Source organism: Desulfosporosinus fructosivorans (genome assembly GCF_004766045.1).
GTDB classification, from domain to species: Bacteria; Bacillota; Desulfitobacteriia; order Desulfitobacteriales; family Desulfitobacteriaceae; genus Desulfosporosinus; species Desulfosporosinus fructosivorans.
In genome coordinates this window covers 669196-681056 of sequence record NZ_SPQQ01000003.1, presented here as the reverse complement: position 1 = coordinate 681056, position 11861 = coordinate 669196, and the positions used below count along the sequence as shown (strand labels likewise).

The following is an 11861-nucleotide window of genomic DNA, read 5'->3' as shown; positions in this document are numbered from 1 at the left end:
GCTTTCCTCCCTCTTAATATAATGGGACCTGCCTATGCCGAAACTTGTCATCATACAAAGTTTGTATCATTGTCATTCTTCCAATGATCAAAAGTCTTAGATATAATTCTAATTTGTTCACTTTATTTAACAAAAAGCATCTTGTAAATGTTCGCAAAAAGAGGACACTCGCACCTACTCTTTTGGAATTATCTGCATTAGCTAACTGGGTACTATCGATATGTTTAAATAATTCGTTCGCATTTCTTGCAAAAACTTTATTACTCTTATCCAACATAATTACTGTTGTAACAGTGCTTATCATTTCTGTTGCCGAATTCTTCACATCCACTGATGGGATTAACGTTGTTCCAAATATCACAGAAACTGCACATATAAAGGCTATTATGTAATGTTTATAGCTTATATAAACACTCCTACGTGCTTTCTTCTTTTCAAGACCAGCTAGGATTTGCGTGAAAGTTTCTTCCGATGGTAGTATTTCATTTGTTTTGGACAAAAGTGCCCTTTTAATTCTCTTATCGAGTTCATGCATTTCCATCAAACCCATACTCCTTTCTTTTACTAAAAAAAATATTGGCAGCTGGCCTATTAAGTTCATTTTCATCAAATACGTCATGGAGCTGTATTCTAGCATTATATAGTCTAGATTTTACAGTTCCCGGAAAGCACCCCAAAACCTTAGAAATTTTCTCAATGGTCATATCATTAAAGTAGTAAAGTATGACAACAGTTTTCAATGATATACTTAACCGAGCTAAAGCTTCGTGTACCACTAGGTTGGTCTCGCTCGTATTCAAATCGGAATTATAATCCACGGATGTGCATAATCCTTCCATATTCTGCTCATCCATTGGGAGTAAGTAATTATGTTTTTTTACCATCCTCCAACCGGTTCTCACCAGAATTTTATAAAACCAAGCCTCGAAAGCTTCTGGATTCTTTACGGTTTTGATTTTACGGAAACACTCAATAAAGGATTCTTGCACGATATCTTCTGCGATCCCCTTTTGGTTGGATATAAGGTAAGCGGTCCCTAAAGCTTTTTTTCTATGTAGATGGTAAAGCTCGCTGAAGCTACCCAAATCACCAACTTGACATCGTTTAATTAGATCGGTATTCCCCATATTGTCCCTACTTCCTTACACTATAAGAGTTGTCATCTATAATAAAGTGTATTAAATATAATAAATGGTTCACTTTTTCAAAAAAATAATTTGTTAACATTTTAATCAGTATAATTCAATCTATCTCTAATCTCCATTAAATTGCTCATTCCGGGTACCACTCTCATGTGAAGAATTGAAAGTCTGACGCTTGGATAAACAAAATAACTCAGTCTCTTTAAAACTCTTACGCAACAAAACAAATACAGCACGCATGGAAAAAGACTGGGCTGAAAGCTAATATTGCTTAAAGCACAGTCTTTTTTTGTTTACAGTTTATACATTCCTACAAACACCTTTTCCGGTGTGATCAGCAAATGATTTAGATGTTCCCTAGAAAAATTCGCTCTAAAATCGCTAAAACAAATGGCACGCAACCCAATGATTAGGCGAGACCTCTTTGAGTACAGGATCCTTGAACTTGCAATGGTCCAGCTCCTTAAAGCAACGGGAAGAGAAGCGACAGCCGGCGGGTGGGTTAATCGGGCTAGGAACGTCGCCGTTCAGAATAATGCGTTCCTTTTTCTTCTCCGGATTAATAATAGGAATTGCAGAAAGCAACGCCTGGGTGTAGGGGTTCAAAGGGTTAGCATAAAGCTCCCGTTTTGGGGCGATTTCCATCAATTTGCCTAGATACATTACTCCCACTCGGTCGCTAATATGCTTGACCACATTCAAACCGTGAGCGATAAACAGATAGGTCAACCCAAATTCCTTTTTTAAATCAACCAGCAGATTTAACACCTGAGCCTGAATAGAAACATCCAGAGCAGAAACCGCTTCATCACAGACAATCAGTTTCGGTTCCACCGCAAGAGCGCGGGCAATGCCCACACGCTGCCTCTGACCGCCGGAAAACTCGTGCGGATAACGGTTGCGTTGATGCTGAGCCAGACCCACACAGTTTAGAAGATAGATGACGCGTTCTTCCACTTTACTTGCGGGAAGCAATTTATTGATAATAATTGGTTCTGCAATGATGTCTCCCACTGTCATTCTGGGGTTTAAAGAGGCATAAGGGTCCTGGAAAATCATCTGAATATCCTTACAATAGGAACGGCGTTGCTTATCATTCAGGGCAGTTAACTCCTTACCCTCAAAAAATATTTTGCCGTTTGTAGGACTGTGAAGATTGACCAAGATTTTACCCAGGGTTGTTTTTCCGCAACCAGATTCACCAACGAGACCAAACGCTTCCCCTTTGTCAATTCTAAAAGAAACGTCGTCAACCGCTTTCAAAACGACAGTTGGCTTGCCGAGCAAACTGGTATCGAGGGTAAAATGTTTAGAAAGATTCTGTATCTCCATCAATACTTCACTCATTTTGCGCTCGTCCCCCTTCACTGTCTTGGTTATATAAAAAGCAGCGAACCTTATGTCCATCAATCTCTTGCAGTTCCGGCATTTCTTGAGTGCAGCGTTCTAGACAGCGGTCACAACGGTCGGAAAAGGGACAACCTTGCGGCATACGCAGGGGGTTGGGCACCATGCCTTTAATCATATATAAGGGTTCATCGCTTTCATCATCAATCTGAGGTATTGATTGGAGCAAACCCACAGTGTAAGGGTGCATCGGATGGGCAAACAGACTCTTCACATTGGCTTCCTCTACAATTTTACCACAGTACATCACGATGACGCGGTCGGCGGCTTCGGAAACCACGCCCAAATCATGCGTGATGAGTAGAACCGCCATACCGAACTTCTCACGCATCCGATATAAGAGCTCTAAAATCTGAGCCTGAATCGTAACATCCAGTGCTGTGGTCGGTTCATCAGCAATCAACAGATCGGGCCCGCAGGAAAGAGCCATTGCGGTCATGACCCTCTGACGCATGCCGCCGCTCATCTGGTGGGGATAATCGTTGGCCCGCTCGGCCGGGGAGGGTATGCCCACTGTATCCAGCATTTCAATGGTGCGTGCCAGCGCTTCTTTCTTAGAAAGCTTCATATGCGTCATAACGCTTTCCATAATTTGGTCTTTGATGCGCCAAACTGGATTTAAGGAAGTCATCGGTTCTTGGAAAATCATAGAAATCTGATTGCCACGGATCTGTTGCAGTTCCTTTTGACTCATTTTGTTCAAATCCTGGGAGTTAAACAAAATTTGCCCACCTGCAATCCTACCGGGTTTCTGTAAAAGTCCCATAATAGAAAGGGATGTCACGCTTTTTCCGGAGCCAGATTCGCCGACAATCGCTAGAATTTCGCCCTTATCTATGGTAAAACTGATGTCATCGACTGCACGTACAGTACCACGTTTCAGTTTAAATTCCGTACTTAAATTTTTTACTTCCAGCAACATCCTATTCACCGCCCTTATTTTATTCTGGATTTGGGGTCAAGTGCATCTCGCAGTCCGTCGCCCAACAGGTTAAAGGCCAACACGGTAATAGTGATGGCAATCCCGGGAAAAATCAAGGTGTAAGGTGCGCTGAAAATAAAGCCCCTTGCTCTCCCCAGCATATCACCCCACTCGGCGAATGGCGGCTGAACACCCAGACCTAAGAAGCCTAGGGCTGCGGTATCCAAAACAGCAGTGGAAATACCTAGGGTGGCTCTAACGACAATCAAGGAGATGATATTCGGCAGAATATGTTTCATAATAATCCGAGTATCACTACTGCCGATGACCTTGGCTGCTTGCACGTAATCATTTTCTTTGACAGATAGAATACTGGCACGCACTATACGGGCATATTCTGGAATGGACACTAGACCGATGGCGATGACTGCTTTATCTATCCCCTTGCCCAAAGCCGCCATAAAAGCGATGGCCAGTAGAATGGATGGGATGCTAAGCATCATATCCATTACCCGCATGATGACTGCATCTGTCCGTCCACCTCTGTACCCAGCAAGTGCCCCCAACAAAACGCCGGTGGAAAGCGAAATAGTAACTGCAGCAATACCCACAAACAAAGATATCTTTGTACCATCAAGGATTCTGCTGAACATGTCCCTGCCCAATTGGTCCGTTCCAAACCAGTGCTGGGCGTTCGGCCAGATAAAGCTTTTAGTCATGTCAGAGTAATTAGGATCATAGGGTAAAATTTGTTTTCCCATCAGACTGCTCACCCAGACGGACAGGGCAATCAGCACAAGAAAGCAGATGGTAAAGAGTCCGACTACTGCGGCCTTGTTCTGCCTGAGCGTCTCCCACATTTCTTTTAGCTGCGATTCCGGTTTTTCCACGTATTCTGCAGCCTGTATCAGATTTTCATCTGTATTTGCACTATATTTTTTCTTCATACAAGCTACCCCTTTGCTTTCGAGTATTTAATACGCGGATCAAGGAACGCATAGATCACATCGACCAGTAAATTCACCATAACAAATATGAAAGCAATGAGCAATACGACACCCTGCACCACCGGAAAGTCGGACTTTAGGATACAGGCCACAGTATAGGCACCGATCCCGGGCCAGGAGAACACCGTTTCCGTCAGCACAGCGCCGCCGAGAAGGCTCCCAAGTTGTAAGCCGATGACCGTGACAATCGGAATCAATCCGTTGCGCAGCGCGTGCTTGCGGATCACCTTGCCCTCCGAAATTCCCTTCGCCCTCGCGGTACGAATGTAATCCTGCTGCAAAGTTTCCAGCATGCTGGAACGGGTCATTCTGGTAATGATAGCCATGGAATACATAGCCAATGCTGTGGCCGGCAACACCAAATGCCGCAAGGTATCTTTAAATGCGTACATATCTCCGGCAATCAGGCTGTCAATTAGATAAAACCCAGTAACATTCATGGGCTGCAGCAGCGGATCGATTCTTCCGTTGGAGGGAAGCCAGTGCAGTGTGCCTGAAAAGAGAATAATAAGCAAAATACCTAGCCAGAAGATCGGCATGGAAACACCAATTAGCGCGATTAGCATACCAGCATTATCGAAAATGGAGTTCTTTTTTACAGCGGAAATGACACCAATCAGGATTCCGAAAATTGAAGCGAGTACAATAGCCACCAAGGCCAGTTCAATCGTGGCCGGAAAACGGGAAAAAATCTCTTTAACAACAGGTGTTTTGGTATAATATGATGTACCGAGATCGCCAGTTAGAGCACCCTTAATAAAATTAAAGTATTGCATGTAAACCGGATCGTTCAATCCGTTGGCCTGCCGCCATGCCTCTGTGGCCTGCTGTGTTGCATGCTGGCCCAAAACAATCGGAGACGGATCAGGTGAAAAGACACGCATTATGAGAAAGACAATAATCGAAACGCCAATCAGCACGGGAATTAACATTAGGATTCGTTTAAGGATATATTTGAGCATCGACAACAACCTTTCAGCTTTAGGCACTCAGCCTCCCGTGAGAAGTCCCACTGAGCTGGCGCCATGTGGCGTATGGTGGATTTTTCCTTTGACTAGCGAAAAAAACAAAACCGGGAACCGGTATAAAACCGGTTCTCGGCAGTCTAAAGTTAAGAAAAGCTCTACCAGGGTTTATTTCTTTGATACACCAGCAAAAGGCGTAACACCCGTCATATGGTAGTAAAAACCATCGATATTTGCCCTGTAGGCACAAAGTGTTTCGGCATGGGAAATTGGGAGCCAGGCAGCATCGGCAGCGGCAATCTTTTCCAGTTGGGTGTAAACTGCATTGCGCTCCATGCCAGCAGGTGTCACTACACCCTTAGCAATTAACTTATCAAATTCTGGGTTTTTGTAAAGTGCAATATTCATGGTGGGGTCATCTACAGATAACAGATACAGAAAGTTATCCGGGTCTCCGTTATCCCCAGTCCAACCGTAGAAAGCGAGATCGTAGTCGCCTGCTTTGACTTTTTGCTTATAAGTGGTCCAGTCAAAGGAATCTATTGTGCAGGTAACGCCGACTTTAGCAAGATACCCTTGAATGGATTCAGCCAGAGATTGACCAGTTGCTGTATTATACGGTCTAGGGTTGGTGTAGGTGATCATGTGTACCTTTGTCAATCCGGCTGCTTTTATAGCCGTTGCTGCAGCAGCAGCATCATAGGCAACTTGGGAGATACTCTTGTCATAGCCATCCATAAAGGCTGGCAGAATGGAAGTAGCTGGTTCAGAATATCCTTGATACAAACTCTTTACCAATTCCGGAACATTGATAGACTGAGAAACAGCTGTCCGGGCCTTAGCGTTATTGAAAGGTGCTTTGGAGGTGTTGAAAGCCATGTAATTGATGTTCATACCCGGAGCTTTAAAGATTTTATTGCCTGCATCGGTGATTTGCTTGACCACAGTCGCATCAATACCATCGATCATATCAGCCTCTCCGTTGTTCAGGGCAACCACGCGAGCTGAGTTATCTTTAATGAATTTGAAGATGACGTTTTTGGTTATAGCTTTAGTTCCCCAGTATTCATCATTGCGGACTAAAACAATGTTTTCATCCTTTGCCCATTTTACAAACTTGTAAGGGCCTGTGCCGACTGGTGCTTGGTTCACGTTGTTTTTACTATCCGTTAAGGCCTTAGGGCTAACAATAGGCGCACTCATGACCATAGCCAAATTGGCGAGGAATGGCGTGCTAGGAGCCGTCAAGTTAACTTTAACGGTGTTCTTATCTACAACCTGGACATCTTTCACGGAGCCATAAACGAAAGTAGCGTACGGCATGTCCGCTGTCACCTGTGGCGGCAATTGGCGGTCAATGTTAACCTTCACGGCGTTGGCATCGAAATCAGTGCCGTCGTGGAATTTTACGCCTTCTTGTAGATGGAAAGTATAAGTAAGACCGTCTGCGCTAACATCCCAGCTTTTGGCTAAGGAGGGCTCCACTTTAGTTGAATCCTTGTTGTACTTTAAAAGTCCATCGTAAATGTTGATCATTACTTTAGCCGACTCACCGTCGTCAACCAGCGCTGGATCCAGTCCTCTAGGCTCTGCACCTTGCGCATAAATCAAGGTATCGCTGGCCTTTGGTTGGGTGTCGGTACTTGCTGCTTTGCCGCATCCAGTCACAGAAACACCGATGACAGCAACTGCCAGAGCAAGAGCCATAATTTTTCTCATTTTTCTCATTTTCTTCCTCCTACTTTTTCTTCAATTGGAATTATTGCATATTTCCTGCAATATAACCCTTAATCATATTACCTAATTATAGCAAAAGGGTTAGGCGAACTAAAGAAATAAAAAAGAGAAAAAGTACCGATAGGTTTATTTAGGTTTCGAATCTTAAAGAAAACCCCCTTGGGATTTCCTAAGGGGGTTGATGATTCAAATTAAATCCAATAATATCGATTTTTTGGTCTTCCTATTTTTTGATAACTAGGAATTGACCGCACCTTGCCATTTTGAACAAGAAAAGTAAGATATCGATAAATTGTAGGAACGGCTAACGACAATTCCTTCGAAATTTCCTCCACTGTGGCGGGTTGCAAACTAGCCGAGAGATGTCGTTCAATATAGGTCAGGGTCGTTTCGCTAATTCCTTTGGTTACAAACACTTCGTATTGAATTTTTGAGGTTGCTTGAACAGTCTTTGTCATATCCAACAACCGCTTATGCAATTGAACGCGAGCAATCAAATCCGGCGCTTTGACAGGTTTAAGTGCGAAATCGGTGGCTCCTGCATCCAGAAAACGATCGGCAATTTCCTGCCTTTCGTCCACGGTGAGAACAAGAATAGGTATTTGCTGATTCTGTTCCCGAATCAGGCGAACCGTTTCTAGGCCATCAATTTCAGGCATATGATAATCCACTAATATGATATCCGCTCCATGGTTTAGGAACCCTTTAATTCCCTCTCTCCCATTAGGATAGACTATGGGATCCCATCCAGCAAACTTAAATATTTCACTTAGCGTATAGCGCAGGGACTGATCATCATCCATAATTATAATTTTCATTGGCTTTCTCCCCGTGGCAGGGTTATCCAGACCTTCGTCCCCTGACCTACTTCACTTTTTATATTAACGGACCCTTCGTGTCCTTCTGCAACCTGTCGTACAAAAGCTAAGCCAAATCCCGGATGGTTTTTCGTGCTGTATCCAGTCTTCCAGATTCTTTTTATATCATTTTCCGAAATACCGTATCCGTTGTCTTCTACCTCTAGTTCTACTACGTTTTTTAAAGTTATGGCGCGTAAAACTACCCTTCCGTTCTCCCGCTCCTGAATGGCATCCAACGCGTTATCAATTAAATTTATGATTGCTCGAGTCAACCTGATTTTATTAATGTAAAGACAAGATTCAGGTTCTCCTTCTAATTCAATATCCACCGCCGAATTCGTCCCGATTAAACGACTAGCTCGAATATAATTAATTAGTTCTTTAAGCTCACACCAGTTCTTTCGATCCTCATACAAAATTTCCGAAACCATTTCACTCATTGAATTAATAGAACCATAGATAGTTTGACAGTATTCTCGCATCTTAGGATCCGGCCATCGCATCTCCATCAATGAAACCAGTCCCTCGATTGTAGCAAGCGGAGTTTTAAGGTCGTGGACAAGAAGGAGAACTTCACGTCCTGAACGAGATTCATTGGCTTCAAGTTGGGCACGGTGTAGGTCTTGCGAAATAGCCCATTTCTCCATATATAAAATCAAATAAATCCATAAAGTAATAGCACTTGCTACGAAGATAAAAAACAAAACATTCGCATAAAGTGAAAGCACCTGACCAAATCCTATTTGAATCGCTACCTGTTTTATTCTTATCGATAAGGAACCTTGTCCGAAACCATAAGGAGTGAGAAAAGGTACTTGGTTTAACCAAGCAACACCAAAAATCAATTGGGAGAAAACCAGTAGTTTCATTCCCATATTCAATTTCTGTTTGCTTAGTTTCTGCATCACTACAATCGATAGCCAAAGAAAAATATCTGTAGCCCCAAAACTATAGTTTAATGGAGTCACCAGATTGACGATCACATAAGCGAGCGGTACTACAGTTAGGGGAATGATGGTTCTAAATCCAGAACGATTGAAAGCATCTGCCATTCCATCTCCCAACATCACCACGCTGAGGAACTGAGGTATGGAAATAATGGTATTAATTGACACAATGAGAAAGGCATTAACCATTAACGCGCTGCCGTCTGTTTTTTGGTTCATCGTTTGGAGTAATTGATCCAATCCTATAAGTTGAGGTTTTATCAAATATGGTATTAAAATCCCCAACAAAAATAATCCAATTCCTATCCATATTTTTCTTGATCTAACGACTCTTCCCACCGCATTACCTCCTTTCCTACTCATGTTATTATAACATGAAATTAGAATAGGATAATTTCTTTTGCTAAGGCAAAAAGAGGCTGCCAAAAGATGTGCAGGTGAAAATAGAATCCTTGTTTCACAGAGTGGAGTGAGCTGGGACAACGAACCTGTCCCCTTGTCCCACTTAACTAAATAGCGAAAGGACCGGCTCAAAACTGGTCCTCTCGCTATTACATTAATAATGTATGAGTCGTCTTTCAATTTATAATTTCTGCATTCCCATAAATACCTTTTCAGGTGTAATCGGCAAATGGTTTACTCTGACCCCTACAGCATTATATACTGCATGGACAATGGCTGGAGACGGAGTATTGGCGACTACTTCCCCGATGGATTTCGCTCCGAAAGGGCCGGAGGGTTCAAAGCTTTCTTCAAACGCTATACGCACTTTTCCGACATCCTTGCGGCACGGAATTTTATACTGCATAAAGGAATTAGATGCCATCTTTCCCACGGCATTATAGTTTACCTCTTCAAAGAGGGCCATTCCGATGCCCTGAGCAATCCCACCCTCAGCTTGAATTCGAGCGAGATTTGGATTAATCACGGTTCCACAATCGATGACTGCCACATAATCAATCAGCTCTACTTTTCCGGTTTCTTGATCAACTTCTACTTCAGCAAAGCCTGCTACATATGGTGGGGGAGAAATTTCACTGCCATGGGTCGCATAACTCACAAGTTGAAGTTTCCCCGTACCCAGTACAGTTAACTCCGCAATTTTGGCCAGACTAATCTCTTCTCCTCGAAATGTGTGGACCGTTAAACCATCCATTTCGACATCCTGCGAAGAAACTCCTAAGAACTTTGCTCCCTGCTCCAGGATTTTCTTTTTCAGTTCTTGCGCCGCTTTGACGACCGCAGTTCCCGCAACATAGGTTGTACTTGAGGCGTATGACCCTGGATCATAGGGAGAAGTATCCGTATCCCCAGCGTTAAAAACAATATTTTCCATCGGCACCTCTAAAATCTCAGCGGCCATCTGGGTGAGTATAGTATCACAACCATGTCCCATATCCGTCGCACCCGAGAGGAGTGTGAAATAACCATCATCGTTTAAGCGAAGTTCAACGGAAGCGGTACCGATATTGGCAATTCCCGAGCCCTGCATCGTGACCGCCATTCCCACCGCTCGCACTTTATTATCCCCAATTTTTCGGCAGGGAAATTTGTCCTTCCAGCCGATTAGCTCTTTGCCTTTTTCAATACAGCTTTCTAAGCTCGTGCTTCCGAGTAGAACCCCTTGACCGGTCAGATAGGTTTCCCCTACTTTGCTGATATTCTTGAGGCGAACCTCGGTTGGATCCAACCCTAATCTTTCAGCTAACTTGTTGACTGTGCATTCCAAGGCAAACGTTCCTTGAGTCGCTCCATACCCTCGGAAAGCCCCGGCGGGCATTTTATTCGTATAAACTGCATTCCCGGTAAAACGAACCGCTCTCGTTTTATTATAAAGTGGAAGAGTATAATGGCCTACACAGCTCAAAACAGTGGGGGCATGTTCTCCGTATGCTCCAGTATCCGATAAAACTTGAATATCGATCGCTCGAATTATCCCGTCCTGATCAGCCCCTACTCTAGTCTTTAATCTCATAGCATGACGGCTGGTAGTACAAGAGAACGTTTCTTTTCTATCATAAATGATAATTGCAGGTTTCCCAGTCTTCAGAGTTACGATTCCTGCAAACGTCTCGACCGAGCCCGTTTGTTTTCCCCCAAAACCGCCGCCGATTCTCGGCTTTACAACCCTAACCTTACTGGCAGGAATCTGTAATGCTCTGGCTAACTGTCGTCTAATATGAAAAGGAACCTGGGTTGAGCTAACCACGACAAGTCTTCCCGTATGATCTAGATACGTAAAAGCACGATACGTTTCCATCATCGCATGAGCTTGGGCCTGAGGATAGTAGACATCCTCCACCACGACGCTGCACTGTTTAAATTCTTCCTCTACGTCCCCTACTTCTTCTTTGCAAGAAGAGGCGATATTCTGTTCTTTATGCAGTCCAATATCAAAATTGAAGTGCAAATCCTCTTCAGGATGAACGGCAGAGGCATGTCCCAAAGCCTTCTCAAAGTCCAAGACAGGTTCCCAGACTTCATAATCAACCTTAATTTTCTTCATGGCCTGACGCGCGGTCTTTTCGTCCACCGCCGCAATAATCGCCACTTCATCTCCAACATAGCGAACGATTTCATCGAGGATCAAGCGATCATAGGGCGAGGGTTCAGGATATGATTGCCCTGCTAACGTAAATCGGACGCCCGGAACATCCTTATAGGTCAGGATGCATTCCACACCTTCCACTTGCTCTGCCCTTGAGAGGTCAATCGATTTGATCTTGGCAAATGCATGTGGGCTTCTTAATATTTTCACAACTAAAGCATTGGACATAGCTAAATCCTGAGTATACACTGGTTTACCTGTAGCAATCGCAATTCCATCAATCTTGCGAATGCTGTGGCCTACGCTTTTCATACCTACCTTTGTCA

At 43.6% G+C, this 11861-nt stretch carries 10 protein-coding genes; all 10 read right to left on the bottom strand.

Features of this window, described 5'->3' with window-relative positions; all coding sequences use genetic code 11:
* Window positions 1–13: 13 nt before the first annotated feature.
* A complete protein-coding gene (locus tag E4K67_RS11320) occupies window positions 14–541 on the bottom strand; it encodes a hypothetical protein (protein ID WP_135546628.1) in 528 nt (175 codons plus the stop codon).
* Window positions 528–1127, bottom strand: coding sequence for an RNA polymerase sigma factor (locus E4K67_RS11315; RefSeq protein ID WP_135546626.1), 600 nt, complete (start codon window positions 1125–1127; stop codon window positions 528–530). Before E4K67_RS11315 ends, E4K67_RS11320 begins: the two co-directional genes overlap by 14 nt.
* 396 nt (window positions 1128–1523) lie before the next feature.
* The gene (locus tag E4K67_RS11310) at window positions 1524–2489 is read right to left on the bottom strand and encodes an ABC transporter ATP-binding protein (protein ID WP_135546624.1); all 966 of its coding nucleotides are present in this window, start codon (window positions 2487–2489) and stop codon (window positions 1524–1526) included.
* Complete coding sequence (locus E4K67_RS11305) at window positions 2482–3471, bottom strand: ABC transporter ATP-binding protein (protein WP_135546978.1); 990 nt, start codon at window positions 3469–3471, stop codon at window positions 2482–2484. The genes E4K67_RS11310 and E4K67_RS11305 overlap by 8 nt, the downstream gene beginning before the upstream one ends.
* Window positions 3472–3485: 14 nt before the next feature.
* Window positions 3486–4418: an ABC transporter permease gene (locus E4K67_RS11300; protein ID WP_135546622.1), complete on the bottom strand. Its 933-nt coding sequence runs from the start codon at window positions 4416–4418 to the stop codon at window positions 3486–3488.
* Window positions 4419–4423: 5 nt separating this feature from the next.
* On the bottom strand, window positions 4424–5440 hold the full coding sequence (locus E4K67_RS11295; protein WP_135546976.1) for an ABC transporter permease: 1017 nt from the start codon (window positions 5438–5440) through the stop codon (window positions 4424–4426).
* Window positions 5441–5611: 171 nt separating this feature from the next.
* The gene (locus tag E4K67_RS11290; protein ID WP_135546620.1) at window positions 5612–7171 is read right to left on the bottom strand and encodes an ABC transporter substrate-binding protein; all 1560 of its coding nucleotides are present in this window, start codon (window positions 7169–7171) and stop codon (window positions 5612–5614) included.
* A 200-nt stretch (window positions 7172–7371) separates the two neighbouring features.
* A complete protein-coding gene (locus tag E4K67_RS11285) occupies window positions 7372–7998 on the bottom strand; it encodes a response regulator (protein WP_135546618.1) in 627 nt (208 codons plus the stop codon).
* Window positions 7995–9326 carry a HAMP domain-containing sensor histidine kinase gene (locus E4K67_RS11280; RefSeq protein WP_135546616.1) on the bottom strand — a complete coding sequence of 444 codons (1332 nt, stop codon included), beginning with the start codon at window positions 9324–9326 and terminating at the stop codon, window positions 7995–7997. Before E4K67_RS11280 ends, E4K67_RS11285 begins: the two co-directional genes overlap by 4 nt.
* Window positions 9327–9570: 244 nt before the next feature.
* The gene (locus E4K67_RS11275; RefSeq protein WP_135546974.1) at window positions 9571–11847 is read right to left on the bottom strand and encodes a xanthine dehydrogenase family protein molybdopterin-binding subunit; all 2277 of its coding nucleotides are present in this window, start codon (window positions 11845–11847) and stop codon (window positions 9571–9573) included.
* Window positions 11848–11861: the final 14 nt, after the last annotated feature.

Coding starts and splice junctions, on each gene's coding strand:
- E4K67_RS11310 (WP_135546624.1), bottom strand. CDS start 2,489: ATGAGTGAAGTATTGATGGAGATACAGAATCTTTCTAAACATTTTACC.
- E4K67_RS11285 (WP_135546618.1), bottom strand. CDS start 7,998: ATGAAAATTATAATTATGGATGATGATCAGTCCCTGCGCTATACGCTA.
- E4K67_RS11300 (WP_135546622.1), bottom strand. CDS start 4,418: ATGAAGAAAAAATATAGTGCAAATACAGATGAAAATCTGATACAGGCT.
- E4K67_RS11305 (WP_135546978.1), bottom strand. CDS start 3,471: ATGTTGCTGGAAGTAAAAAATTTAAGTACGGAATTTAAACTGAAACGT.
- E4K67_RS11275 (WP_135546974.1), bottom strand. CDS start 11,847: ATGAAAAGCGTAGGCCACAGCATTCGCAAGATTGATGGAATTGCGATT.
- E4K67_RS11315 (WP_135546626.1), bottom strand. CDS start 1,127: ATGGGGAATACCGATCTAATTAAACGATGTCAAGTTGGTGATTTGGGT.
- E4K67_RS11320 (WP_135546628.1), bottom strand. CDS start 541: ATGGAAATGCATGAACTCGATAAGAGAATTAAAAGGGCACTTTTGTCC.
- E4K67_RS11295 (WP_135546976.1), bottom strand. CDS start 5,440: ATGCTCAAATATATCCTTAAACGAATCCTAATGTTAATTCCCGTGCTG.
- E4K67_RS11290 (WP_135546620.1), bottom strand. CDS start 7,171: ATGAGAAAAATGAGAAAAATTATGGCTCTTGCTCTGGCAGTTGCTGTC.